Origin of the sequence: Paracoccus cavernae (genome assembly GCF_042430175.1) — a bacterium.
Classification (GTDB): domain Bacteria; phylum Pseudomonadota; class Alphaproteobacteria; order Rhodobacterales; family Rhodobacteraceae; genus Paracoccus; species Paracoccus cavernae.
Window position 1 is genome coordinate 137,658 of sequence record NZ_JBHMDZ010000047.1, and the last position, 25,970, is coordinate 163,627.

At 65.5% G+C, this 25,970-nt stretch carries 16 protein-coding genes and 1 pseudogene; 9 read left to right on the top strand and 8 right to left on the bottom strand.

The features are described 5' to 3' along the window. Positions 1 to 120: 120 nt before the first annotated feature. A complete protein-coding gene (gene brnQ, locus ACFFUC_RS16635) occupies positions 121 to 1,485 on the bottom strand; it encodes a branched-chain amino acid transport system II carrier protein (RefSeq protein ID WP_377687991.1) in 1,365 nt (454 codons plus the stop codon). A 78-nt stretch (positions 1,486 to 1,563) separates the two neighbouring features. Then, positions 1,564 to 2,310: a GntR family transcriptional regulator gene (locus tag ACFFUC_RS16640; protein ID WP_377687993.1), complete on the bottom strand. Its 747-nt coding sequence runs from the start codon at positions 2,308 to 2,310 to the stop codon at positions 1,564 to 1,566. A gap of 233 nt (positions 2,311 to 2,543) precedes the next feature. Here ACFFUC_RS16640 and ocd point away from each other — a divergent pair, with 233 nt between their 5' ends. Then, entirely contained in the window at positions 2,544 to 3,611 is a 1,068-nt protein-coding gene (gene ocd / locus ACFFUC_RS16645) for an ornithine cyclodeaminase (protein WP_377687994.1), read from the top strand. Further along, positions 3,611 to 4,786, top strand: a complete 1,176-nt coding sequence (locus tag ACFFUC_RS16650; RefSeq protein WP_377687995.1) for an amidohydrolase — start codon at positions 3,611 to 3,613, stop codon at positions 4,784 to 4,786. Before ocd ends, ACFFUC_RS16650 begins: the two co-directional genes overlap by 1 nt. A 75-nt stretch (positions 4,787 to 4,861) precedes the next feature. On the opposite strand, the gene proA is transcribed toward ACFFUC_RS16650, so the two are convergent. The 5 genes from proA to ACFFUC_RS16675 form a co-directional block, all read right to left on the bottom strand. Then, positions 4,862 to 11,104 (bottom strand): anti-phage protein ProA, encoded by a 6,243-nt coding sequence (gene proA / locus ACFFUC_RS16655; protein ID WP_377687997.1) that lies wholly within the window; start codon positions 11,102 to 11,104, stop codon positions 4,862 to 4,864. Positions 11,105 to 11,465: 361 nt separating this feature from the next. After that, positions 11,466 to 12,377, bottom strand: coding sequence for an alpha/beta hydrolase (locus ACFFUC_RS16660; protein ID WP_377687999.1), 912 nt, complete (start codon positions 12,375 to 12,377; stop codon positions 11,466 to 11,468). Between the two features lie 116 nt (positions 12,378 to 12,493). Next, positions 12,494 to 13,951: a Na+/H+ antiporter family protein gene (locus tag ACFFUC_RS16665; RefSeq protein ID WP_377688001.1), complete on the bottom strand. Its 1,458-nt coding sequence runs from the start codon at positions 13,949 to 13,951 to the stop codon at positions 12,494 to 12,496. A 122-nt stretch (positions 13,952 to 14,073) separates the two neighbouring features. Beyond that, positions 14,074 to 16,380 carry a PIG-L family deacetylase gene (locus ACFFUC_RS16670; protein ID WP_377688003.1) on the bottom strand — a complete coding sequence of 769 codons (2,307 nt, stop codon included), beginning with the start codon at positions 16,378 to 16,380 and terminating at the stop codon, positions 14,074 to 14,076. Further along, positions 16,377 to 17,588, bottom strand: a complete 1,212-nt coding sequence (locus tag ACFFUC_RS16675; protein WP_377688004.1) for an ROK family transcriptional regulator — start codon at positions 17,586 to 17,588, stop codon at positions 16,377 to 16,379. The genes ACFFUC_RS16670 and ACFFUC_RS16675 overlap by 4 nt, the downstream gene beginning before the upstream one ends. A gap of 256 nt (positions 17,589 to 17,844) precedes the next feature. Between ACFFUC_RS16675 and ACFFUC_RS16680 the strand changes: the two genes are divergently transcribed. From ACFFUC_RS16680 to ACFFUC_RS16710, 7 genes are all read left to right on the top strand, one after another. After that, complete coding sequence (locus ACFFUC_RS16680; protein ID WP_377688005.1) at positions 17,845 to 19,089, top strand: sugar ABC transporter substrate-binding protein; 1,245 nt, start codon at positions 17,845 to 17,847, stop codon at positions 19,087 to 19,089. A gap of 75 nt (positions 19,090 to 19,164) precedes the next feature. After that, positions 19,165 to 20,115: a carbohydrate ABC transporter permease gene (locus ACFFUC_RS16685; RefSeq protein ID WP_377688006.1), complete on the top strand. Its 951-nt coding sequence runs from the start codon at positions 19,165 to 19,167 to the stop codon at positions 20,113 to 20,115. A gap of 3 nt (positions 20,116 to 20,118) precedes the next feature. Next, positions 20,119 to 20,961: a carbohydrate ABC transporter permease gene (locus tag ACFFUC_RS16690; RefSeq protein ID WP_377688007.1), complete on the top strand. Its 843-nt coding sequence runs from the start codon at positions 20,119 to 20,121 to the stop codon at positions 20,959 to 20,961. Between the two features lie 3 nt (positions 20,962 to 20,964). Next, entirely contained in the window at positions 20,965 to 22,467 is a 1,503-nt protein-coding gene (argH, locus tag ACFFUC_RS16695; protein WP_377688008.1) for an argininosuccinate lyase, read from the top strand. Next, positions 22,467 to 23,504, top strand: a complete 1,038-nt coding sequence (locus tag ACFFUC_RS16700; protein WP_377688009.1) for an ABC transporter ATP-binding protein — start codon at positions 22,467 to 22,469, stop codon at positions 23,502 to 23,504. The genes argH and ACFFUC_RS16700 overlap by 1 nt, the downstream gene beginning before the upstream one ends. 4 nt (positions 23,505 to 23,508) lie before the next feature. Then, the gene (locus tag ACFFUC_RS16705) at positions 23,509 to 24,408 is read left to right on the top strand and encodes an ROK family protein (RefSeq protein ID WP_377688010.1); all 900 of its coding nucleotides are present in this window, start codon (positions 23,509 to 23,511) and stop codon (positions 24,406 to 24,408) included. A 71-nt stretch (positions 24,409 to 24,479) separates the two neighbouring features. After that, positions 24,480 to 25,520 carry an Ldh family oxidoreductase gene (locus tag ACFFUC_RS16710; RefSeq protein ID WP_377688011.1) on the top strand — a complete coding sequence of 347 codons (1,041 nt, stop codon included), beginning with the start codon at positions 24,480 to 24,482 and terminating at the stop codon, positions 25,518 to 25,520. Between the two features lie 135 nt (positions 25,521 to 25,655). On the opposite strand, the pseudogene ACFFUC_RS16715 reads toward ACFFUC_RS16710, so the two are convergent. Continuing rightward, positions 25,656 to 25,970 (bottom strand): annotated as a pseudogene (locus ACFFUC_RS16715) (ornithine cyclodeaminase family protein); the annotation flags it as partial.

Here is a 25,970-nt window from a genome sequence, read left to right on the forward strand (position 1 = left end):
ATGCGCGGGAATAACCGGGGCGAACGCTGCAGGAGGGGCGCGGCCTCCCCGCTTCGCGCCGTGAAAAAGGGCGCCCGAAAGCGCCCCAGATCGTGACCAAAGATGCGTAATGTCTGCGGCTCAGGCCGGCAGGCGGGGCTCCGCATCGGGGCGGTTGCCCTGGCTTTCGCGACCGCTCGCGCGCCAGAGAACCCCGCCGGTGAGCCCGCCGAGGATCGCAGGCAGGACCCAGGCAAAGCCCATATCCGACAAGGGAATATGGCCGTAAGCCGTGACCAGAGGCTGCGGCATGGCAAAGCCCGTCATGCCCGACAGGATGCTGAGGCAGTCATAGGCCCCGATCAGGAGCGCCGCGATCGCGGTGCCCTTCCAGATCCCGTCGTTGCAAAACAGCCGCGAGGCCAGCCCCAAAAGCACGATGCAGATGCCGACCGGATAGAAGAGCATGAAGATCGGTCCCGCGATGCGGATGATGTAATCCACCCCGCCAAAGGATTGCGCGGCGGCGACCAGCGTCGTGATGATCGCGGACACAGGATAGCTGATGCGGCCGCGGCTCCATTGCGCGATATATTCGGCCATGACCGCGGTCGCGCCGACAGCGGTCGTGAGACAGGCCAGCAGCACGGCGACGCCGAGCAGGTTCGCGCCGAGCTTGCCCGCAAGCGCCTCCACGAGGCCGGTGAGCAGCTGGGAATGCGAGATCCCCGCATCAAATATCCCGCTGCCGGTCGCACCGAGATATTCGAGCCCGCCATAGACCACGAAAAGCCCCGCGAAAGTGACCGCGGCAATCCCCGCGAGGACCTTGTGGAAATCGCGCCCCTCCGTATAGCCGCGCGCGCGGATCGCATTGAGGAAAAGGATGCCGAACAGCAGCCCCGTGAAGACGTCTCCGGTCTGGTAGCCGGTAGTAAAGCCCAGGTAGAACGGTGCGGCCTCGGCGGTCTCGACCGGCGCGGCCAGCGGATCGAACACCGCCCAGACCACGATCACGAGCAGCAAGGCCAGAAGAACCGGCGTCAAGACCGCGCCGACCTTGTCGATCACCCGCGAGCGGTCGATCGCGAAATAAAGCGAGACGGCAAAGTAGAGCGGCACGAAAACGCGCATCCCGACCGTGGCATCAAGCGCGGGCCAAAGCGTCTGGAGACCACTCTCGAAGGCGACCGAGGCCGTGCGCGGGATGGTGATCAGCCAGGCGATGGCGATCATCGTGGTAAAGATCAAAACCGTGCCGAACCAGGGCGCGATCGGGCGGGTCAGGCGCTCGAAACTGCCGCCGCCAAGGCCGATGGCGATGACGCCCAGAACCGGCAGCAACATGCCCGTCAGCATCAGCCCGAGCAGCGCCACCCCCCATTCGGTGCCCGTCGCAAAGCCGATTTGCGGCGGGAAGATCAGATTTCCCGCGCCGAAAAAGACGGCGAACATCGCAAATCCGATAACCAGCGTATCTTTCCAGATCGCCCTGTTTCCATTCATTTCGGGTCTCTCTCCTCATAGAAACGGAGCAGGGAGGATGCGCGGGGCCGCTCTCCTGCACCGAAATCACGGCGCGGATCAGCGTCCGGCCTGCCCCGCCTCCACGGGGGTCGTCCTGTCCTTCGACGGGTTTTCCTGCGTGCCTTCGGGCCTGTCTCCCGACGGGCTTTTGTGAAAGCGCGGCGGCACGTCCTTGATCCAGTAGGCGGCATCCTCGGCCATGATGCGCTCGGCCAGCGCGCGGTCGTCTGCCGCCATGGCCGACCACAGCGCCTGCTGGGTGTCGATGATGCGCGCGATCCGTCCGGCGGCGTCCTCGGCGCGGATCAGCGCGGCGACGATATAATAGCGGCGGTACAGCGAGAGCGCGTGCTCGGCGAGGTAACGGTTGTGGATTTGCGCGACGAAACGCTGGCGGAAGGCCAGAAGCGTTTCCGAGAAAGCCTGTGTCGAGGCACGGCTGATCGTCGCGATGTCGGCCAGAATTTCGCGCCGCGCCGCAAGATCGGAATAGGTCATGAAATCATGGACGACGGCCTGTCCGACCCAGGCGCCGACCTCGTAGATGTCGATGATCTCGGCATCGGAATAATCGGCGACGTAAAAGCCCTGACGCGGGCGGCTGATGGTCAGGCCCAGCCCTTCAAGCTCGCGCGCCGCCTCGCGGACGGGGCCGCGGCTCACGCCGAGCTGCTCGGCCAGATGGACCTCGTTGAGCCGGTCGCCCGGTTTGAGAACGGCAGTGGTGATCAGCCGGATCAGCTCGTCGCGCACAGCCGTCGAAAGGCTGCCGCTTTGCACACGCGTCACCATATCCTTGTACATCCGCCCCCCTTTCAGATCGGTCCGACCCGCCTTTTGCAGGATTTTGAACCTCTGGCAGATGTGGAGACTTCATGATCGCGCCCCTTCTGTCAACTGTTAACAGTTTACAGACCTAAAATCCTTGCTTAGTCTTGCCGCCATAACTGGCCCCGTAATCGTGCCGGACGGGTGGGCGCGCCCGCATCGCGACCCCGGTTGCGGCCCCGGAAGAGGCCGCCTTTGAGGAGGAAACCATGACACTGCCCACCCCCGGCCCGATGAGCCTCGTGCCCTTCGTCAGCGTCGAGATGATGATGAAGCTGCTGCTCGAGCGCGGGATCGAAGAAACCGTGATCGAGCTCGCGGCCTATGTCGAAGAGGACTTCCGCCGCTGGCCGCTCTTCGACAAAACCCCGCGCGTCGCCGCCCATTCGCCCGAAGGCGTGATCGAGCTGATGCCGACCTCGGACGGACGCAGCTACGGTTTCAAATACGTCAACGGCCACCCCAAGAACTTCCGGGCCGGCCGCCAGACCGTCACCGCTTTCGGCGTGCTTTCGGATGTCGATACCGGCTATCCGGTGCTGCTGACCGAAATGACCATCCTGACCGCTCTGCGCACGGCCGCAACCTCTGCGGTGGTGGCGAAATATCTTGCTCCCAAGGGTGCGCGCACCATGGCGATGATCGGCAACGGCGCGCAATCGGAATTCCAGTGCCTCGCCTTCAAGGCGATCTGCGGCATCGATACCGTGCGCCTTTACGACATCGACCCGCAGGCCACCGCCAAAGCGGCCGCCAACCTTGCCGGCAAAGGGCTGACGGTCGTCGCCTGCAGTTCGGGTCAGGAGGCGATCGAGGGGGCGCAGATCATCACGACCTGCACCGCCGACAAGCAATATGCCACGATCCTGACCGACAACATGGTCGGCGCGGGCATCCATATCAACGCGATCGGCGGCGACTGCCCGGGCAAGACCGAGCTCCACAAGGACATCCTGACCCGCTCGGACATCTTCGTCGAATTCCCGCCCCAGACGCGGATCGAAGGCGAGATCCAGCAGCTTCCCGAGGACCATCCCGTCACCGAGATCTGGCAGGTCATGACCGGCGAGGCGCAGGGCCGCACCAGCGAAAAGCAGATCACCCTGTTCGATTCCGTCGGTTTCGCAACCGAGGATTTCAGCGCCTTGCGCTATCTCAAGGACCGGATCGCGGGGCGCAAGGATCTGCAACTTCTCGATATGCTGGCCGATCCCGATGATCCGCGCGATCTGTTCGGCATGATCGGGCGCTACGCACAAGCCGCGGAGAAATTGTAATGGCCACCACCGGCACCCCGCCCCGCCTCGGCAATGCCGATATTGCCGAGCTGACCGAATGGCGGCGCGACCTGCACCGCCATCCCGAGCTTTCCGGCGAGGAAGAGCGCACCGCCGCGACCGTGACCGCGATGCTGCGCGACACCGCGCCCGACGCGATCGTCTCCGGTCTGGGCGGGCATGGTGTCGCGGCGCTTTACGACAGCGGCATTGCCGGCCCGCGCGTGCTGCTGCGCTGCGAACTGGACGGGCTGCCGATCGCGGATCTCTCCGGCAGCGCGCACCGCTCGACCGTCGCGGGCAAGGGCCATCAATGCGGCCATGACGGCCATATGGCGATCCTCGCGGCGATGGCGCGGCTGCTGGGACGGGCGCGGCCTGCGAAAGGCTCGGTCGTTTTGATGTTCCAGCCCGCGGAAGAGGACGGCTCGGGCGCAAATCTCGTGGTCAATGATCCGGCTTTCGCGCCGCTCCAGCCCGATTACGCCTTCGCGATCCACAATATGCCGGGCGTAGCCTTCGGGCAGGTCGCGGTGATTGCCGGTCCTGCCTGCTGCGCCTCGCGCGGGGTGAAGTTCCGGCTGACCGGCAGGACCGCCCATGCTTCGCAGCCCGAAACCGGCCTCTCGCCGATGGTCGCGGTCTCGAAGCTGATGCCGGCGCTGACCGCTTTGGCCAATGGTTCGGTCGCGACCAGCAATCCCGATTTCACGTTGGTCACCATCACCCATGCCGAGATGGGCGCCCCCGCTTTCGGCGTCTCGCCGGGCGAGGCGCAGGTGTTCGCAACGCTGCGCGCGCTGACCGACGCGAAAATGGAGGCGCTCGTCGCCGCGGCCGAGACGCTGGCACGCGAGATTGCAGCGGCCGAAGGGCTCGCGCTCGAGATCGCTTACGACGATATTTTCGTCACCTGCGACAACAACCCCGAGGCGGTGGCAATCGTCGCCCGCGCCCTTGATGCGATCGGCGTGCCGCATGGTCCCTTCTCGCTGCCGCTGCGCGGCTCCGAGGATTTCGGCTCTTTCGGCAAGGCGGCGAGCATGGCGCTGATGATGCTGGGCGCGGGCGAGGACAGCCGCGCGCTGCACAATCCCGATTTCGATTTCCCCGATGATCTCATCGCCAGAGGGGCTGAAATCTACATGAGCATCCTGCGCGAAATTCTTGGATAAAAATCATAATTTCTTCAGGATCGGAGAATTGGACGGGGGCGCATCAAACGCCCCCGCACTCGTTTCGCCCGCTGCTCAGGCCGGATTGTCCGCGCGCCAGATCCGGCAGGCGCCCAGATAGTCGCGCGCATCGCCCGAAAGCCGCGCAATCCCCATCAGCCGCGCCAGTTCCTGCAAAGGATCCGCGCTTTGCGCGATCCGCGCGGCATGGAGATCCTCGAGCGCGGCGATCTCGGCCCGCGAAATCTCGCGCAGGTTGCGCCCCGCAAGGCCGCGGTAGGGGATGCGGTTGGCGATCCCGCCCGCGGGCCAGAGGAAACGGATTTCGCCTTCGATGCCGTCATCCAGCCCCGCATGGAAATCGGCGACCCGCGCCTGAATGCGCGCACCCGTCCGCTGCCAACCGTGCTCTTGCGCGATGCGCCGCGCCAGGGCCTGCTCGGTAATCGGCCCCTCTGCCGCAACCAGCGCGGCGATCAAAGCGCCCAAACGGGGGCTGTATTCGGCGTCAAAGAAGCGCTCGGGATCGGGCGCGCCCTCGGGGGGAAGGCTCGGGGTCGGGGCCTCCGGCCCGGCCATCGGCGCAGCGGCAGAAGAAGCGGCGGGCATGGCGGCAGGCGTGGCAAAGGGGGCCGCGAATTTCTGCCCCTCGGGTTCCTGCGGCAGTGCTTCGGGCTCCGGCAGGAGAGCCCCGGCCTCGGGGTTTCCAATGCAAGGGCTCGCGGCTTCCGGCAACTCGGGCAAAGGTTCCGCCGCATCGACAGCGATGCATTCGACGGCAGCAGCTTTGGCATCAGCCTCCGCTTCAGCATCATCAACCTCTACTCCGGCCAGATCCGCTGCCGCCCTAGCGGCCTCGGCTGCCTCCGCTTCGGCTTCGGCTTCAGCCAAAGCTGCTGCCGCGCGGGCCTCGTCTTCGGCCAGACGGCGGGCGCGGTCCTGTTCCAAAAGCGCGCGCAGGGCCGTGTCGATCCGGCCCGCCGCCTCTTGCGGGGCGCGGAACCAGTCGGTCGACCAGATGCGCAGGATGGTCCAGCCCAGCCCCTCCAGCACCGATTGGCGGATGCGGTCGCGGTCGCGGGCGGTGGCCGAGCCGTGATAGCTCGCGCCGTCACATTCGACGCCCGCCAGCCAGACCCCCGCGAAATCGGGGTGACGCACGCCCAGATCAATGCGGAAGCCAGAGACCCCGATCTGGCCGTGAACCTCCCAGCCCTTGCGCTCCAAAGCATCGCGCACCGCCTCTTCAAAGGGCGAATCCGCGCCTCCGAGCGAGCCCTGATCCTGCGCCGCCAGCGCAACCGCGCCACAATCGGCAAAATCGAGGAAGGCCTTGAGATCGCGCACGCCCCGCGCCGAAGTCCGGCCGAGATCGATGCGGTCGGCGGTGACCGAGCTGAAAACATGCAGCTCGGCGCGGGCGCGCGTCACGGCCACGTTCAGGCGTTTCTCGCCGCCATCCCCGTTCAGCGCGCCGAAATTCATCGTGAGCTTTCCTGCCAGATCCGGCCCGAAAGTGATCGAGAACAACATGATGTCGCGCTCGTCGCCCTGAATGTTTTCAAGGTTTTTCACGATCACCGGCTCTTCGCGGTCATCCGAGAAGAACCATTCCAGCGCGGGATCCTCTTTGCGCTCGGCATCGAGAAGGTCAAGGATCAGCCCCTGCTGCTGCGCGTTGAAGGTAATCACGCCAAGCGTCGGACGACGGTCCTCGGGCAGCGCCAGCGCGGCTTTGAGCCGTTTGCGGATCATCGCGACGATCGCGCGCGCCTCTTCGGGGTTGGTGCGGCCCTGACCGCGCAGATAGGTCCCCGCGACGCGGTGCAGACGCACCGCCTGCCCCGATGCATCGGGCGAGGGGAAAGTGACCAGCCCGCCGTCGTAGTAATTATGGTTGGAAAAGGCGATCAGCGCCTCGTCGCGGCTGCGGTAATGCCAGTTCAGGCGATGGGTCGGCACCCCTGCCGCGCCGATCTCGTCGAGGATAGAGGGCATGTCGCGCTCGAATTCCGCGACATCGGCAAGCTCGCTTTCGCTGTCGTCGTTGCGCGCGAAAAAGCTGGTCGGAGGCAGCTGCTTGGGATCGCCCACGATGATCGCCTGACGCCCGCGCGCGATCGCCCCGATCGCGTCCCAGGTCGAGATCTGCGAGGCCTCGTCGAAGATCACCAGATCGAACAGCGCCTGACCGGGCGGCAGATATTGCGCGACCGACAGCGGCGACATCAGCACGCAGGGCGCGAGCTTGGGAAAGCTGGTCGGCATTTCCGCGATCAGGTTGCGGATCGCGGCGGTCGGGCGTTGCAGGCCCAATTGGTGGCGCAAGACCCCCAGCTCGGATTTGCGCGGCACGCTGTCGCGCGCGGGCAGGTCGTTGCCCAGACGGCGCATGACCTCGGCCGCCGATTGCTCGGTCATTGCCTGATCGAGCGCGCGGAAGCGCACCACCAAAGCCTCGTGTTCCCAATGGGCAAAGCCGCGCAGCTCCGGCTCGGCGTCCATCGCGAGACGCAGCCACCAGGCCGCATAGGCGCGCCCGAAAGCCCCGGCGGTATCGGGGATCGCCGCGCCGTCTTCCAGCGCGCGCACCAGCGGGGCGAGACCCGAAGCCTCGGCCCGCGCCCGCGTCGCGAGCCATTTCATCCAATCGCCGAAACGCCCGCTTTGCGCGTCCAGCCCCGCAAGAGCCGCATCGAGCGCCGCGCCATCGGCCCCGACCTTGCCGCCCGCGGCGACGAAAGCGGCACTGGCGGCAGAGGCGTCGGCCTGCGCGTTTTGCAACGCCGCAAGCACAGGTGCCAGATCGCCTCCTCCGGCCTCTGCCAAAGCCGAACGGGTCGCGGCGGAAAGCCCCGCGCTACTGCCGGTCAAAGCCTCGAGCCGCGCGATCAGGGCGCCATGCGCCTCGAGCCGCGCAAGCGCGGCATCCAGCGCCGCCGGATCGCTGCCCTCTCCGGCGAATTCGGGCAGAACGGCAAGCGGGCTCTGCGCGATCACCGCAAGCTGCGGCGCAAGCCGGCGCAGGGCGGCCAGATCGGTCTCGGGATCGGCCTGCCCGCTTTCGGCATAGGTCTGGAGCAATTTGCGCTGTTTGGTTTTGGCCAAAGCGCCGAGAGGCCAGATCTTGCTTTGCGCCTCGCGCCAGCCCAGATCGAGCGCCTCGAGCGGCATGGTTGCAATCGTCTGGTCGCAATAGCGCGCACGCAGGGCCTGCCGCGCGGACCGAGCCTCGGCCACGGCGGCAGCCAAGGGGGCCAAAGCCGCACGCAAAGCCGCGAGTTGCGCCAAAGCGGCCTCGGGCACGGCGGGGTGATCAAGCCGCGCGGCGGGCAGAGCGTCAAGGAAGGCGACCGTCGCCCCGTCGCCCGTGGCCTCAGCCGCACCACAGCCGAGCGCCGCGCCCAAAGCCTCCCGCGCCCGATCACGCGCGCGCAACGCAAGCCTCAGATCGGCCGCGCACAGGAGAATGCGGTCCTGCCAGCCAAAGGACCATTCGCCCGCATCCACGAGCGCCAAAGCTTTGCCCGCCGCCGGATCAGCCAGCAGATCGGCCACGATGGCATGGCGCTGGCCCAGCTCCGCCGCGAGTTCGCGCAAGGCGTGCCAGCTGCCCTCGTCGTGGCAATCCTTGCCAGCAAAGGCCAAAGCGAAAGGCTGCGGCACGTCCGCCCCCATCACCTGCCCGATCGCCTCGAAAACGCTGAACCCCTGCGTGCCGCGCCGGTGCAGCGCCGCGACATAGGCGTTGAGCTGGTCGCGGCTGATGCGCAGATCCTCGGTCACGCGGATCCAGCCCTGCTCGCCGGCATGGGTGGCGCGTTCCCACGAGCGGCCGAGCTGGCCCAGAACCTTCTTGCGGTCGGCCTTGTTGGAGTGCAGCTCCAGCACCGCCGCGCCCAGACCCTGCCGCTCGAGCCGGCGTTGCACCACATCCAGCGCCGCCGCTTTTTCGGCGACGAACAAGACCGTGCGCCCGCGCCCGAGCTGGTCGGCGATGATGTTGGTGATCGTCTGGCTTTTGCCGGTGCCGGGCGGACCGATCAGCACGAAATCGCGCCCCTCCGCCGCCGCGAGAACCGCCGCGAGCTGCGAGCTGTCGGCCGGAAGCGGCGTCAGAAGATCGGCAGGCGCATGGCGCTCGTCAAGATCGCGCGGACGGGGCATCGGCTCGGTCGCGCCCGCGAAAACTTCGGTCGGACTGTCGACAAGATGGCGCACGAGGCCGCTTTCGCGCAGCTGGTCGGTGCGGTCGACCAGATCCTTCCACATCAGGAATTTCGCGAAAGAAAAGGTGGATAGAGCCGTTTCCTCGACAATCTCGAAGCCCGCGACATCGCGGATGCGGCGGCGGAAGATCTCGAGGATGCGCGCGATATCCAGCCCGTTGTCGTCGCGCGGCAAATCGCCTTCGAGCTCGGGGATGCGCAATTCGAAATCGCGCTTGAGCAATTCGAGCAGGGTCGCGTTGATGCGGATTTCATCCTCGAGCATGCCGAGGCGGAACTCCGATTGCGCCGAGCGCCGCTCGAGCTTGACGGGCATCAGCAACAGGGGCGCGCGATAGGATTTCGGATCGCTTTCGACCCGCTTCCAGCGCAGGAAACCGATGGCGAGAAACAGCGTATTCGTGCCGCCTTCGGCCACATCGCTGCGCGCCTTGCGGTAAAGCTCGGTCAGGCGGCCCGCCATTTCGCGCTGGGTCAGCGAAACCGCGATCTGGCCCTTGAGCAGGGCGTCGCGCGCGAGATCCTCGCCGATCCTGCGCGCCTCTTCGGGGGCAAGATCGCGGCCGGCAACCGCATTTTCATCCAGAAGCGCAAGCATCCTCAGGCTGTCGCCATCGGCCAGCCGGTCCTCGAGCCCCGCGACATCGGGGCAGAGCAGCGGCAGGGACAGACGCGTCTCGCGGAAGTTCAACAGGCGGTTCGCAAGCGACAGATCAAGCAATTTGCGCTGCCAACGCTCGATCCGGCCAAGCGCCGTGGTCGGGCTTTCGTCGCTGATCTCGCCCGGCAGCCGCCCGAGATCGAGCGGGCGCGGCAAAGCGGCGGGCGCGCCGTGATCGGCGCTTTCCTCGGCGGCTTCGGCCTCGCGATGGCTGGCAAGCGGGCGGATGCGGGCGGCGCGGGCACGGTTGATATCGACCGCCTGCTCGAACTCGGCCTCTTTCGCCTCGGCGAGACACTCGCGCCCCACCTCGACCGCCTGTTCGAAGCCGATGCTGGGGCGTCTGGTCAGAAGCGTCGTCTCGATCGCCAGAAAATCGCGCGCGGCCACAGCCTTGCGCAAGGCGACCACATCATGTTCGACCAGTTTGCCGAAATCCTCGGGCACGAGCCAAACCCCGAGCCAGGCGTGATCGCGCGAGAACAGAACCGCCGTGTTCAGCCCCGCCGCCTCATAGGCCGCCGCGAGCAGGAGCGTACTGTCGAGACAGGTCGCCAGCCCCTCTGCGACAATGCGTTCGGGGTCGCGGATCTTCTGGCCGTTCTGCTCGAAGGACGCGGGCGGAACGGCATAGGTCAGCCCGAGACCCGTCGCCGCCGACCAGATCGCCCCCGCAATCATCCAGACGCGCTGCGGGTCTTTGGAAAGATAGCCCTCCATCGAACCGGAATGGCCCGCCGCCTCGAGCAGCCGCCCCGCTTCCTTGAGCAGGCGCGCAACTTGCGGGTGGTTGGGCGAGACAAAAGCGGCGAGGATATTGTCCATCTCGGCCAGCCCGCCCCATTCGTCGCGGGCCAAAAGCTCGACCGGACGGGTCTCGCGCAGGACTTCGCGCCCGCCAAGGGTCACCGCGAGGTGGATCTCGCCGATCTCGGCCTCGTCGAGCCCCGAAAGGATCGCCGTGTCGAAACTGGTCGCAAGATCGGAAAGCGCGATCTCGGAGCCCGCCGCGATCCGGTCGATCACCCAGCTTTTGGGTCGCAGAACCGCGGGCGTCGCCGAAAGGTGCACTGCGACATCCTGCACGGCATCGGGCCCGCGATTGGCGATCGAGAGCCCGCGCAGGATCGAGACACCGTTCTGTGCGGCCGCGAAATTGACCTTGCCGCGCAGAACAGGGCTCAGGACCAGATCGGCTTCGGGAAGGGGTGCGGTCTCTTCCTCCACCTCCGGCACGGTGGCCGCAACTTCCGACGGGGCGTCCTCGGCCCCGATCTCCTCCCCGATCCCTGACACGGCTTCCGGCGGCTCGGCCGCGAACACTTCGCCCTTCGGCGCGCCCGCTTCGGGCAGGCAGGACACGGCGGTTTCCGCGGCGGGGTCGGCCACGGTTTCGGGAGAAGGGAGGCGCGGTTGATCGTCAGGCATGATGGCTCGGAAATGGCGGGGAGACGAGAGGGGGCGGCGGCGGCCGAAACGGACCGGAAGGACAAAAAGCAAAGACCGGAAAACGGCGGACGGCGGCACTGGCGCGGATTGGAACCAATCCAGAACCAACCCAGAACTAGCGCAACCAAAAGACGAAATCGAGAGGCAAATGACAGTTAGAAAGAAAATCAGATATTGATCACAACCTGTTTTGAAATCTTGATAATATTTGCCACATTCACACAACAAGGCCGCCGGCCCGTTTTGCGGGGCGCGGCGGCCGGAATGCGCCGCATCGGACGCAAGATGTTGGAAATATCACACGCGCTCCGGCAGGCCCGAAACCACGCGGACACCGCTGTCAGAGGGTGACGGCCTGCGCCAGATCACGCCCCTCGATCCCCGCCAGAAGCAGCCGCGAGATCGGCCGATCGGGATCGGCCAGATCCATCAGGATGCTGAAATGGTTGCGGGCAGGAACCTCCATCACCGCGACTTCGGCGCCGGTTTCGCGCCACAAGGCGGCATAGGCCCCCGATTGGCGGCGGAAACCGGCAGGCTCGCCCTCGGCCCAGACAACGGCCATCGGGCAACCTTTGGCGGGGATGTGGCGCATCGGGCTGAGCGCCGCAACACCCTCTGCGTCCAGCGACAGCCAGGCCTGAGCAAAGCTGCGCGCGATCGGAGCAAGCTCAAACAAACCGCTGATCGGCATGGCGAATTTCACCACATCCTCGGGGAGACCGAAAGCGCTCTGCCAACCCGGGGCCATGACCGCGCCCACAAGATGGCCACCGGCGGAACTGCCGCCGATGCTGATGCGCGCGGGGTCCAGCCCGAAACGCGCGCCCTCGCGCCAGACGAAAGCGGTGGCGGCGCGGATCTCGCGCGTGATCTCGGCCAGATCGACCTCGGGGGCAAGGCGGTAGTCGACGACAACGGTCGCGATCCCGCGCGCGGCGAGCATCCCCGCCATCATCGCGCTTTCGCGTTTGGAAAGGGCGCGCCAATAGCCGCCGTGGACGAAGATAAAGACCGGAACCTGCGCGCCCTCGCCCATGCCCTCCGGCCCGAAAATGTCGATGGTCTGGCCGCTTGCGCGATCATACTCGACATCGAGAAAGCGTCCGCAGCTCCCTCGCGCCGCATCCGAGGCAGCACGGTAGCGCGCGATCTCGGCGTCGAATTCGGCGACGCTGACCGTGGCGCGGGCATTATAGTCGCTGTCGATTTTGGCGGGGTCCCAAAGGGCCTCATGGGCTAGGGGGTGCATGGCGGACCTGTGCTTGTGATGCTGCGGCCCGAGCTAGCACCCTGCCCCCGAAATGAACAGCGGCGCGGCAGGACCATGCCCGCCGCGCCGCCGCCTTGCCGCAATCGCGAAGGCCTTTACAGCACCATTGCCGCGATCCAGGCGCAGATCACCATGCCGATATTGGCATGAAGGAAAGTCGGGATGACGCTATCCTTGATGTGGTCGTGCTGGCCGTCTGCATTCAGCCCCGCGGTCGCGCCAAGCGTAATGGTCGAGGCCGGCGAACCCGCATCCCCGAGCGCCGCCGATGCCCCCAGAAGCGCGACCGTCGCCAAAGGCGAAAAGCCGAGCGCAAGGCAAAGCGGCACATAGATCGGCGCGAGGATCGGCACCGAGGCAAAGGCATCGCCGAAGCCGATCGTGATGAACAGCCCGACAAGCAGCATGAGCGCGGCCCCCAAAGCACGGTTGTCGCCGATCAGCGCGGCCGAGGCCTCGACCAAGGGCGCAACCTCTCCGGTGGCGGTCAGAAGACCCGCGAAACCCGAGGCTATGGTGATGATGACCGCGATTTGCGCCATCATGCGCAGCCCTTGGGTGAAGACGTCATCCTGCTCGGACCAGCGGAAAACCCCCGCCGCCGCAAGGATGAGAAAGCCGAGCATTGCGCCCAAAAGCAGGTTCTCGAAGGCGAGCTGGCACCAGATCGCGGTCGCGATGGCCACAAAGGTCGCGACCAGCTGCAGCGGGCGGATCACCGGCACGGCAGGGCCCGCTTTTTCGGCTGCGAGCGCGGTCATGCGGTAATCGCGCGGCTTGCGGTAGGTCACGAAAATCGCGACGACCATGCCGAGCAAAATCCCCATCACCGGCAGGAGCATCGCTTTCGGCATCATCTCTGCCGTGACGGTCAGGCCAAGCGGATTGCCGACCTGATTGGCATTTACCAGCAGGATTTCATTGAGGAAAATCGCTCCGAACCCCATCGGAAGCAGCTGGTAGCTCGCCGAGATCGAACAGGCGAGGATACAGGCGACGACGCGGCGGTCGAGGCGCAGCCGGTTCATCACCCCCAAAAGCGGCGGGATCAGCACGGGGATGAAGGCGATATGCACCGGCACCGCGTTTTGCGACATGATCGAAGCCGCGATGAACAGGCCGAAGAGCGTCCATTTCACCCCGCGCCCCGTCGCCGCCGCATCGGTGCCGAGCCGAGCCGAGATTTTCGCGGCCAAAAGCTCGAGCAGGCCCGAGCGCGACAGCGCCACGGCGAAGGCTCCGATCATGACATAGGTCATGCCGACCTGCGCGCCGACCAGCAGATTGTCGTTGAGCGCCGCGCTCGCCTCGGGGACGCTGAGGCCCGCATGAAGCCCGCCAAGCAGCGCCGCGACGATCATCGCAATCGCCACCGGCACCCGCAGCAGACACAAAGCGATCATCACGACGATCGCCAGCACCACCGCATTGATGTGATAGCCCAGAGCCTCGGCGGCCAGATAGACCGCCCCCATCGCCCCGAGTACAAAAGCGGCGCGGCCGCCGTCGTTCTTGCCGGCACCGCCGGTTTCTTGCGCCAGTTGCAGCGTCACCTCTGCCCCCCATGATCTCGAAAGTCACGACTCCGCGATCGCGCGACAGTCCTTTGCCTTCAATGCCCCCTTGGCCCCTTGCGCAAGGCCAAAGCGCGAAACACCGGAAAAACCGGCCGGATTCAGGCCTTTTGCAGCAGATTCGCCATCAGGCGATAGGCCCCGGGCACCAGCGCCGCCATCTGATGCGGCAGGCCGAGCGCGACATGGCTGTGCCGTCCTGCCCCGAACCGGCCCGTCACAAGCGCCCCGTGCAAGGGTGCCTCGCCCGCATCCGACAGCGCCAGAAGCGGCTGGTAGGCCGCGTCCCATTCCGAGGCGAAGTAGAGCCCGCGGTCTTTGTCCCAACCCTGCCAATCCTCGGGCCCGATGCGGTTTGGACCGGCAAGCAGCGCATGATCGGGGGCGAGCATACGGATTTCGGCCGCCGGATCCGTTACGCGCCAACGCAGCGAGGGCTGGCCGACCATCAGCCGCGCGGGCGGGATGGTCTCGCCGTTCCAGCCCTGATCTGGGCGTTGGTAAAGCGTCACCAGATTGCCGCCGCCCTCAACGAAAGCACGCAACTGCGGGCCCGACCGCGCCAGACCTTCGACCATACCAAAGGCCACGCTGCCGATCAAAAGGCTGTCGAAACGCCTCAGATCGGTGGTCGGGGTGATCGCGTCGAGGCGCTCCGGCGCAAAGCCCGCGGCCTTCAGCCAAGGCAGGCTGTCGTCCGAACCCGCGATATAGCCGAGCCTCGTCTCGGGCAGCGCGAGATCAAGCGCGAGCAGCCGCAGGATCCTCGGCGCGGCGAGATGGAGCGCGCGCCCTTCGATCCGGCCAGCCTCTTGCCAGTCGACCAAAGCCCGCCCGTCGCGGCGCGGGACCAGATCATACCGCCCCGCCGCAATCGCGCGGCGCGCCGGATCGGGAAGCGCCGTAGTGATCGCCTCGAGCGGCGGGTCAAGCGTCACCCCTTGCGGCAGATCGAGAGGTACCGGCCAGCCGACCGCCCCCGCCTCGCGCCGCAAGATCAGATCCTTTTGGGCCAGATCCTCGGCCCCCGCGGGCTTGAGCGCCGGCGCATCGATATCCAGTTTGGCCTGATAGCGACGCCCTGCGATATCAGCGGAAATTCCGGCAAAAAGGGCAGAGCCACCACCCAAAACAAGGTAATCCGCACAAAATGGAGATTCTGCGGATAATTCGGGATCAGCAATCAGACGCTCCCCCGCAACGGATAACCCTTTGGGAAGATGATAGGAAATCTCGGCCTCTACCCGAGGCACGCATTCGAGCAGGGTTTCCTGCCCCGCCGCCAGCACAGCGTCCCGCGTGCCGATGCGCGTGGGCATCAGCCCCGCCGCAAGCAGCATCGCATGATCGAGCGCCTGCTTTTGCCGCGCGAGGCGGTGGCCGTGGGCGGCGCGGAAAGGGTTGCTTTGCGCGGCTTGTGCCGCCTCGAGCAGACGGTCGGCCTCGCCCAAAGCATCCAGAAGCGCGGGTCCGCGCAGAGTTCGGGCGGCGTCGAAAATCGCACCGAGATCGCGCAATCGCGCAGGCCCGCCGTAGTTCTCCGCCAGATCGCCAAGCCCCTGCGGAAGACCGTCCAGCAGATCGCTTTCATCGGGCCCGTCGACGCGGTGGAGCGCCCAGCTTTCCGCCCGCTCGGCCAAGGGATCGCCCATATCCTGCGAGGCATGGCAGAGCCGCGAAGCCTCGCCGATCGCGGTCCAGCTTGCGCCGGTCCAAGGCTCGACGCCCTGCGCGGCCTCGGTCACGCTGGCGGCAGGCGGAGACAGTTCGTCATCATAGGTTGCGCCGCCACCCGACCACGACGGAAGGTAGAATTTCGCGCTATCCCATAATGTTGCATCAGATATATGATAAGATTTATCACCGGACAGCCGCCATGCGGCAAGCGCCGCGGCGGTCATGGCGCGGTGGTGGCCGTGCTGACCCGGCACATCCAGAAAGGTCGGCAGGATGATATCGGGCCGCGTTTCGCGAAACAACGCGACCATGCGGCCGATCATCACATCCGCGCCGCCCCAACGCGCCAACGTATCCTCGCCGCTTTTCGAGAAACCGAAGTCAAAGACCTGATCTTGGGGACCAAAACCCAACCAATGCACATCGGCATCGATCACGGCGGCCGCGCGCTCCATCTCGGTGCTGCGCAGAAGACCGAGCCGCGCACCGCGTTCCGGCCCCGAGATATTCTGCCCGCCCTCGCCACGCGTCGAACAGGCGATCGAGACATTCACCCCCCGCCCGAAGCGCAGCCATGACAGAAAAATACTATGCTCATCATCAGGATGCGCACCAGTATTCATAAAATGGTTCACATTGCCGAGCCGCGACAGCGCGCGCTCCAACCCCTTGGCAAGGAATTCGTCGCGCAGCCTTGCAAGCCCCGCACGGCCTGTGATTTCGGGTCTCATGCCTCGCCCCCGCGCGCGCTATCGGGTTGGGCCACCCAGGATTGCGGGGTGAGCGCCTCGTAAAGCGGCAGCGCCGCCGCTCCCAACGCTGCGGTGAAGGCCCCGCTTTGGCCCAGACAGAGCCGCGGCAAGGCCCGCGCCGGATGGGCCGCGACCGAGGGGACAAGCGGCACCGCGGCAATCAGCGCCTCGATCACCGGCGCGGGCAACTGCCCCGCGATGATGATGCTTTCGGGATCGAGCATGTTTTCGATCATCGCGGCCATCGGCGCGAGATGGCGCCCCGCCTCGGCGATCCAGCCCAGAAGACGCGGGTCCTGCTCCTGCCAGAGCCGCCCGATCGCGCCCGGCCGCAGGGTCATGCCCAGAGCTTCGGCCAAAGCGTGGCGGGAAACATAGCGCTCGAAACAGCCGCGTTGGCCGCAGGGACAGGGCCGTCCGTTCGGCACGGTGACAATATGGCCGATCTCGCCGGCATTGCCGCGGGCGCCGCGCAACAGGCGGCCCTCGTTGAGCACGCCCAGACCGACGCCCTCGCCGAAATAGATCACCGCCGCATGGTGAAGCTGCGCCGCCGCGCCGAAAAGCGCCTCGGACAAGGCGGCCGCGTTGGCGTCGTTTTCCATCCAGACCGGATGGCCGAGCGCCTCGGACAAGCTTTGCGCGCTCACATCCTCCCAACCCTGCAGCGTGGTCGGATCGGCGGCACGCTGCGCATCGGTCGAAAAGGGGCCGGGCAGCACGACGCCGATCCCCAAAAGCTGGCCCGCCGCATCCGCCCGCAGCGCGGCGATCTCGCTTTGCAAAAGCCGCAGGCAATCTTCGGGCGCAAGACTCTCGGGATCGCTGCGCCGCTGCGTGACCGGATTGCCCAGAAGATCGAGCACGACGGTAACGATGCCGTTCACCCCGATCTCGAAGCCGAATGTATGTGCGCCCTCGGGGTTCAGCGCGAAATGGAGCGGTGGCTGGCCGCGACCCGCACGGCGGCGCCCGAGATCGAGAATCAGCCCCTCCGCCAGCAGCTCGTCGAGAATATTGGCGACGGCAGGACTCGAAAGCTGCGTGGCCTCGGCCAGCTCCTTGCGGCCCTGAGGGCCGTTCTGGCGCAGAAGGTCCAGCACGACACGGCGGTTATGGTCGCGCGAGCGCGCCGGATTCTTCCCGATCCCGCCGCGCCCGCGTCCGATCTCGTCTTTCACGGCCACCTAATTCTCCTGCGCTTTCATTCTTTTGCGGGCAAGTCCTTAGACATTGCACAAGCCATGCCCTGCGACCAGTTCCGGGCGGTCTTTGCGGAGTGTTCCAGCCCGTGCGCAATACTGCAAGTTAATTTACTTATTGACAGCACGCGCCATTGTCACAATCCTGACGCGTGGAGGAGCAAGCCGCACAAGCTGCCTTGGCCCTCGGGAAAAACGGGAAAAAGCGGGCCGCAAGCCCGGATTCAGGGGGTTACCAGAAATGAAACGCACCATCCTCGCGGGCCTGATGGCAGGCGCATCCTTGTTCGCAGCCACCGGCGCGAATGCGGTCGAGATCGAATATTGGCAATATGTCTTTGAAACCCGCGTCAATGCGATGGACAAGCTGATCGCGAATTTCGAGGCGGCAAACCCCGATATCACCGTCAAACAGGTGACCTTCCCCTATGCCGATTACCAGACCCGCGTCGTGGCTGCGACCATGGCGAAAAAGGGTCCGGACGTCATGCAGCTGTTCTACGGCTGGACCGACCAGTTCGTGAAGGGCAAGGTCATCCAGCCGCTGGACGCGGGTGTTTTCCCCCATGACAAGATCGAAGCGGAATTCTTCCCGATCGTATCGGCGATGAAGCGCGGCGAGGATTACTACGGCCTGCCGACCGCCGTGCGCTCGCTGGCCTTGTTCTACAACAAGAAGCTCTTCGAGGAAGCCGGCATCGCCGAGCCGCCGAAGACGCTGGACGAGATGGTCGAGGCCGCCAAGAAAATCGCCAAGACCGATGCGGCGGGCAATTTCGAGGTCGAGGGCATCACGCTTGATATGGCCGGTCAGGACCACCATTGGTGGCGCGAGATCCTTGTGCGGCAGTTCGGCGGCGCGCCCTATTCCGACGACGGCAGCAAGGTCGCCTATAACGATGCGGCGGGCGAAAAGGCTTTGGCCTTCTACACCGGCCTCCAGACCTCCGAGAAAGTCGGGCTTTCGGGCTTTATGGACGAAGGTCAGGCCGCTTTCCGTGCGGGTCGCGCGGGCATGACCATCGACGGCACCTTCCGCCTTGGCGCCTTCCGCGAGATCACCGATTTCGAATGGGGCGTGGCCGAGCTTCCGGCAAGCGCCGATGGCGTCCAGTCGAACTATGCCTCCTATTTCGCCAATGCGATCGGTTCGGGCGCGTCGGGCGAAGAGCTTGAAGCGGCGCAGAAATTCCTCGCCTATATCTCTTCGGAAGAGGCGATGACGCTGTGGCTGGAAGAGGTTGGCGAGCTGCCCGCCCGCCGCGCCGCCGCGCTGACCGAGGCGAACCTTGCCAATCCGGTCACCGCGCCTTTCCTCAAGGGCCTCGACTATGCCCATACCACCCGCTTCGTGGAGGAAAACGCGCAGCGCCAGATCACCACGGATATGGTGAACCGCGTGCTGCTGCAGGGCCAAAGCCCCGCCGATTCCGTCGCCGAGGCAGCGACCGCCGAACAGGCCCTTCTGGACAAATTCGCCCAGTAATCTCCGCAGAAGGGGCCGTTCGCGGCCCCTTTTCGCCTGGGCCGAACGGGCCGAAGCCAAGCAAAGGAATGCAGGATGAGCGAGGCTTTCTCCCCGCCGCAAGCGCCCCCGACACAAGCGGACATGCCCCCGCCCGCCCCGCGACGCGGCCTCAAGATGCGCACCAAACGGCTGCTGTGGATCTGGGGCTTTCTCGCCCTGCCCGTGCTGTTCTATAGCGTCATCCGCTTTTACCCGACGCTCGACGCCTTCCGGCTGTCGCTGACGAATTGGGACCTGCTGTCGGATCCCGAATTCATCGGGCTCGACAATTACCGCCGCCTGTTCGCGGATCCCGCCTTCTGGCAGGTCTTCCGCAATACTTTCACCTATCTGATCATCGGAACGCCGGTCTCGTTGGCCTTGGCCTTCGTGATCGCCTATTTCCTCGACCGCATCCGCTTTGGCCATACGTTCCTGCGCGCGCTGTATTTCCTGCCCTTCATCACCACGGCTTCGGCTATGGCCTGGGTCTGGCGCTGGTTCTACCAGCCCGCGCCGACGGGGATCATCAACAATGCACTCGGCAAAATCGGGGTCAGCCCGATCCCGTTCCTGAGCTCCGTCGAGCTGGCGCTACCCTCGATCACCTTCACCGCGATCTGGGCGGGGCTGGGCTTTCAGATCATCATCTTCATGGCCGGCCTGCGCGCCATTCCCGCGACCTATTACGAGGCCGCCAAGATCGACGGGCTCAACGACTGGCAGATCCTGCGCAAGATCACCCTGCCCTTGCTGAAACCGACGACGGTTTTCCTTGTGGTCTTTTCCTCGATCGGCTTCCTGCGGATTTTCGATCAGGTCTACAACATGAGCTCGATCGACCCCGGCGGGCCGCTCAATTCAACGAAACCGCTTGTGCTGATGATCTATCAAACCGCGTTTTCCTCCTACGAGATGGGCTATGCCTCGGCGCAGACGGTGGTCTTGTTCACCATCCTGCTCGTGATCTCGCTCGTGCAACTCTGGATCCTGAAGGAGCGCTGAGCGATGTCGGCCACCCCAAACCTGCCTTTCGCGCGCCTGAGCCCCGGCAAGATCGTCACCTGGACGGTGCTGTTCATCGGCGGCGTCATCATGGTCACGCCCTTGCTGTTCATGTTCTCGACCTCGCTGAAAACCGCGGGACAGATCTATGACCTGCGCCTGATCCCGTCCGAGCCGACGCTGAACAACTATGTCAAAGTGCTCTCGGACGGGCGCTTCATGCAATGGTTCGGCAATTCGATGCTGGTTGCGACCGTCGTCACGCTCTCGAACCTCTTTTTCGACAGCCTCGTCGGCTATACTTTGGCGAAATTCGACTTCCGCGGCCGCAAATTCGTCTTCATCGCGATCCTGTCGACGCTGATGATCCCGACCGAGATGCTGGTGATCCCGTGGTACCTGATGAGCGCCAATCTCGGCTGGCTCGACAGCTATTGGGGGATCATGTTCCCCGGCATGATGACCGCTTTCGGCACCTTCCTGATGAAACAGTTCTTCGAGGGCGTTCCGAACGATTTCCTCGAGGCCGCGCGGATCGACGGGATGAACGAATTCACCATCTGGTGGAAAATCGCCATGCCGCTGGTCACGCCCGCTTTGTCGGCGCTGGCGATCTTCACCTTCCTCGGCAACTGGACCGCGTTTTTCTGGCCGCTGATCGTCACGACCAGCCCCGAGCTTTACACCCTGCCGATCGGCCTGACCTCTTTCGCGGTCGAACAGTCGATCCAATGGGAGATGATCATGACCGGCGCGGCGCTGGCCACGATCCCGACCTTGCTGATTTTCCTTCTTCTTCAACGCTATATCGTGCGCGGCGTGATGCTGGCGGGGCTGAAAGGCTGAATGATGACCCTTCGCGAAGATAATTCTGTTTTCCCCGATCCGATCTATAAAGACACCGTTTTGCGCCCGCTTTTCGACGGCGCGAAAACCCATCATGTCGCGGGCTTCCGCAAGATCGACCGCGCCCATCTGGTGATGCTGGCCGAGACCGGCATCCTGCCCCGCGACGCGGCCTCGGCCATTGCGGGCGCACTGAAAGCCATCGAGGCCGAGGTTGATCCCGCGACGCTGACCTATACCGGCGCGGTCGAGGATTACTTTTTCCTCACCGAGACCGAGCTGAAGGCGCGGCTCGGCCCCGATCTCGGCGGCAGGCTCCATACCGCGCGGTCGCGCAACGACATCGACCACAGCCTGTTCAAACTGGCGCTGAAGCCGCGCATCGACGCGCTTTTGGCGGATGCGACCGCGCTTTTGGCGGCGATGATCGCCAAAGCCGACGCGGATCGTGCGACCCTGATCGTGGCCTATACCCACGGCCAGCCCGCCCAGCCCACGACCTTCGGCCATTATCTTTCCGCCGCGATCGAGATCCTGACCCGCGACATCGAACGGCTCGAGGCGGCGCGCGCCGTGGTCGATCTGTCCTCGATGGGGGCGGCCGCGATCACCACCTCGGGCTTCCCGATCGACCGTGCCCGCGTGGCCGGGCTTCTGGGTTTCGCCGCGCCGCAAAGGAACAGCTATTCCTGCATCGCGGCCGTCGATTACATCACCGCGACCTATTCCGCGCTGGAGCTGATGTTCCTCCATCTCGGGCGTTTGGTGCAGGATTTCCAGTTCTGGACCGCTTTCGAGGTCGGCCAGCTTCACGTTCCGAATGCGCTGGTCCAGATTTCCTCGATCATGCCGCAAAAGCGCAATCCGGTCCCGATCGAGCATCTGCGCCACCTCTCCTCGCAGACCGTCGGGCGCGCGCGGGTGATGCTCGACATCGTCCACAACACCCCCTTCACCGATATGAACGACAGCGAGGGGGAATCGCACGAAGCCGGCTATCAGGCCTTCGCGACTGCCGGTCGCGTCCTGCCGCTTCTGGCCGCGCTGATCACTCAGGTCGAGGTCGATGACGCACGCGTGCGCGCCAACATCGACCGCTCCTGCATCACGATCACCGAGCTTGCCGACAGTCTCGTGCGCCGCGAGGACCTGTCCTTCCGCCAAGCCCACGAGATCGCCGCCGATACCGCCCGCGCGGTTGTCGCGGCCAAAACCAGCCTGACCGAGGGCGGTTTTGCCCCCTTCCGCGCCGCGTTTACGCGCCATACCGGCCGTGAAAGCGCGCTTGATCCCGCCGCTTTCGCCGAAATCGTCAGCCCCGAACATTTCGTCGCGGTCCGCGACCGTTTCGGCGGCCCCGCCCCCGCCGCCATGGCCGAGGCACTGGCCGCCTATTCCGACACGCTCGCCGCGCTTCACACCCGCGCGCGCGCCCGCCAAGACCACGAGGCCCGCGCATCCGCCGCTTTGGACGCCGCCTTCAACGCCCTTCTGGAGACCCGCTGATGGCCACGATCGAGCTTCGCAAACTGGTGAAATCCTACGGCAAGACCGATGTGATCCACGGCATCGACCTTGGCATCAAGGACGGCGAGTTCGTCGTCCTCGTCGGGCCTTCGGGCTGCGGCAAATCGACGACCTTGCGCATGATCGCTGGCCTCGAAGAGATCTCGGGCGGCGAGATCCGCATCGGCGATCAGGTCGTGAACGACATGGACCCCAAAGCGCGCAATATCGCGATGGTGTTCCAGAACTATGCGATCTATCCGCATATGTCGGTGCGCCAGAACATCGCTTTCGGGCTTTATACCTCGAAACTGCCCAAGGCCGAAAAGGACAAACGGGTCGAGGAAGCGGGCGCGATTTTGGGCCTGACGCCCTATCTCGACCGCCGTCCCGCAGCCCTTTCGGGCGGCCAGCGCCAGCGCGTCGCCATCGGCCGCGCCATGGTCCGCGATCCCTCGGCATTCCTCTTCGACGAGCCTCTCTCCAACCTCGACGCCCAGCTTCGCGCGCAAATGCGCATCGAAATCAAGCGCTTGCACCAACGCCTCGGCACGACCATCGTCTATGTGACCCATGATCAGGTCGAGGCGATGACGATGGCCGACCGCATCGTCGTGATGAAGGACGGCCATATCCTGCAAGCGGGCAGCCCGCTCGAGCTTTACGAAAGCCCCGTCGACGTCTTTACCGCGCGCTTTATCGGCAGTCCCTCGATGAACGTTTTGCGCGGCGGCGAGGCCGGCGCGGGTTACGGTGTCGATGAAAGCGGTCCGCTTTATCTCGGGATGCGGCCGCATGATCTGAAGATCGGAGTGACGGTCGCCGATCCCGTCCTGACCGTCTCGGGTCCGGTGACGGCGGTCGAACCTTTGGGCTCCGAGACCCTGGTCCATTTCGAGGTCGCGGGCCAAAGCGTGACCGGCACCGCGCCCGGAAACCAGATCCCGCAGACCGGCACCGTGATCACCGCATCACTTGCGCGCGGGCAGCTCCACCGCTTCGACGGCCGGTCGGAAAAAGCAATCGGTCGGGCGTAAGAGGATGACGGAGCACCAGAGTTTCCTTGGCGTCGATGTCGGCGGAACCAAGGTCCACGGGCTTTTATGCGATGCAGACGGCCGCATTCTCGCCGAAAGCCGCGAGGCGACCGTGCCGCAGGGCGGTGCCGCGCTGGCCGACCAGATCGCGCTGATGCGCGACACGCTTTGCGCCGAAATCGGGGCGGATGCGGCTCGGGTCGCGATCGGCGTCGGCCTTCCGGCCTCGGTCGATCCCGAAAACGGCGCGCTTTCGGCCATTCCCAATATCGCCGAAATGGCGGGCACCCATTTCCTGCCGCTGCTGCGCACAAGGCTCGATGCGCCGGTTGCGCTCGAAAACGACGTCAATGCCGCCGCTTTGGGCGAGTCATGGCTGGGCGCGGGCGGCGATCCCATGGCTTTCGTCGCCATCGGCACCGGCATCGGCATGGGGGTTGTCCACGGCGGCAGGCTCCTGCGCGGCTGGCGCGGCGGCGCGGGCGAGATCGCCTTTCTGCCGCTTGGCGCGGATGCCGCCGATCCCGCATTGCGGGCCTCGGGCGCGCTGGAAAGCAGGCTCGGCGGCGCGGGTTGGCGCGATGCCTACCGCGCGCATGGCGGGACCGGCGCGGATGATCTCGCGGCGCTTTTTGCCGGTAGCGACCCCGCTTTCGGCGCAGCCCTGGAGGTGCAGGCAGAGCTTTTGGCGCAGGCGATCCAGGCGGTGATCGCGGTTCTCGCACCGCAAAATCTGGTTCTCGGAGGCTCGATCGGCAGCCAGCCGCGCGTGCTCGGCGCATTGCAGGCGGCGCTGCCGCGCTACTGCCTCCATCCGCCAAGCCTGACGATTTCGGCTTTGGCCAACCGCGCCGGCGCCTTCGGAGCGGCCCGCGCGGCAATGCTGGCCGCGGCCACGGCCTGAGCGGGGCCGCGCCGGTGGTCCTTTGCCCGCCCGCGCCCTATACTGCGCGGGGTTTGAAAAGGCTGGGAAAAATGGCAGGTCACGATCACGCATCCGACATCACGATCAGCGAGGCCGAGGCTCGCGCGCTCGCGCTGGATTTCCTGATCGCGGACGGGCTTGGCCGCGCGCAGGCCGAAGCCATGGCCGAGACGCTGGTCAAGGCGCAACGCGACGGCTGCAAATCGCACGGGCTCCAGCGCCTGCCGGGCACGCGCGATACCATGGCCCATCCGCGCTTCAACCGCGCAGCCGATCCGCAACCCGAGATGGTGACGCCGGCGATGATCCGCATCGATGCCGGATATGGTTTCTCGGTCCTCGCGGCCAAGCGCGGCCTGCCCCTCTTGATCGCTCAGGCCCAAAGTCTGGGGATCGCGGTACTTGCGGTGCAGAACGGCTTTCACTCGACCGCGCTTTGGCCCGTGGTCGAGGAAATTGCCGAGGCCGGCCTCGCCGCCATGTCGATGAACCCGACACATGACTGGGTTGCGCCAGCGGGGGGCAGCAAGGGCATTCTGGGGACCAATCCTTTGGCCTTTGCCTGGCCGCGCGCGGATCAGCCGCCCTATGTCTTTGATTTCGCGACGACTGCCGCCGCCCGCGCGGATATCGCGCTTTACCGTAACGAAGGCAGGACCCTGCCCGAAGGCTGGGGGCTGGATCGCGACGGCAGTCCGAGCACCGATCCCGCCGCCGTGCTTGCGGGGGCAATGCTGCCTTTCGGCGGGCACAAGGGCTCGGCTTTGGCCACAATGATCGAGCTGATGGCAGGCCCCTTCATCGGCGACCGCACCAGCGCGCAATCGGCGGCTTTCGATCAGGGAGCCAGTGCCGCACCGCTTCATGGCGAGCTGATCATTGCCTTCAACCCCGCCGTTTTCGGCAATACCTCCGGGACGGATGCCGCCGAGACCGTCCTGAACGGCATCCGCGATCAGGGCGCGCGCCTGCCGGGCGAACGCCGCCATGCCGCGCGTGCGCAATCAGCGCAATGCGGGATTGCTCTGCCCCGCGCGCTTCACGCGCGCATTCTGTCTTTAATGCCCCAAACCCCTTCGCGCTTGCCCTGAGAAAAGGGTGACCGCCGTATCAACGCCCTCTCGGGGTCAAGCTTTGGCATATAAGCTTTAAGAAAACGCAAAGACCCACCCCCCCCCCTCCCGGAACGGTTTCGGTGCGCGGGGGTGTTCCGCGCGCCGGACGGGTCAGATTTCGACCTTTTGGGCAATGCCTTTTTCGATGGCGATCTCGAGGACCTTGTTTGCGACCGCGAGGTCCTGCAGGCCGACGCCTGTGCCGTCGAACAGCGTCACCTCGGCAGTGCCGCGGCCCTCGTGGAGGCCGGCGACGACCGCGCCGAGCTCGGAGATCGCGCTTTCGGCGATCAGGCCGGATGCGACCGCATGTTGGGTTTCCCCGATCGAGACCGATTGCGCAACCTCGTCGGTGAAGACACGGGCGCGGGCGACCAGAGCAGGATCAAGCTCTTGTTTTCCCTTGGTATCCGTGCCCATCGCCGC

Excerpts from the sequence above, each read along its gene's own strand:
- ACFFUC_RS16660 (WP_377687999.1), bottom strand. The coding sequence starts at position 12,377 with ATGCACCCCCTAGCCCATGAGGCCCTTTGGGACCCCGCCAAAATCGAC.
- ACFFUC_RS16710 (WP_377688011.1), top strand. The coding sequence starts at position 24,480 with ATGGCAGGTCACGATCACGCATCCGACATCACGATCAGCGAGGCCGAG.
- ACFFUC_RS16700 (WP_377688009.1), top strand. The coding sequence starts at position 22,467 with ATGGCCACGATCGAGCTTCGCAAACTGGTGAAATCCTACGGCAAGACC.
- brnQ (WP_377687991.1), bottom strand. The coding sequence starts at position 1,485 with ATGAATGGAAACAGGGCGATCTGGAAAGATACGCTGGTTATCGGATTT.
- ACFFUC_RS16670 (WP_377688003.1), bottom strand. The coding sequence starts at position 16,380 with ATGAGACCCGAAATCACAGGCCGTGCGGGGCTTGCAAGGCTGCGCGAC.
- ACFFUC_RS16640 (WP_377687993.1), bottom strand. The coding sequence starts at position 2,310 with ATGTACAAGGATATGGTGACGCGTGTGCAAAGCGGCAGCCTTTCGACG.
- ocd (WP_377687994.1), top strand. The coding sequence starts at position 2,544 with ATGACACTGCCCACCCCCGGCCCGATGAGCCTCGTGCCCTTCGTCAGC.
- argH (WP_377688008.1), top strand. The coding sequence starts at position 20,965 with ATGACCCTTCGCGAAGATAATTCTGTTTTCCCCGATCCGATCTATAAA.
- ACFFUC_RS16705 (WP_377688010.1), top strand. The coding sequence starts at position 23,509 with ATGACGGAGCACCAGAGTTTCCTTGGCGTCGATGTCGGCGGAACCAAG.
- ACFFUC_RS16690 (WP_377688007.1), top strand. The coding sequence starts at position 20,119 with ATGTCGGCCACCCCAAACCTGCCTTTCGCGCGCCTGAGCCCCGGCAAG.
- ACFFUC_RS16685 (WP_377688006.1), top strand. The coding sequence starts at position 19,165 with ATGAGCGAGGCTTTCTCCCCGCCGCAAGCGCCCCCGACACAAGCGGAC.
- ACFFUC_RS16650 (WP_377687995.1), top strand. The coding sequence starts at position 3,611 with ATGGCCACCACCGGCACCCCGCCCCGCCTCGGCAATGCCGATATTGCC.
- ACFFUC_RS16680 (WP_377688005.1), top strand. The coding sequence starts at position 17,845 with ATGAAACGCACCATCCTCGCGGGCCTGATGGCAGGCGCATCCTTGTTC.
- proA (WP_377687997.1), bottom strand. The coding sequence starts at position 11,104 with ATGCCTGACGATCAACCGCGCCTCCCTTCTCCCGAAACCGTGGCCGAC.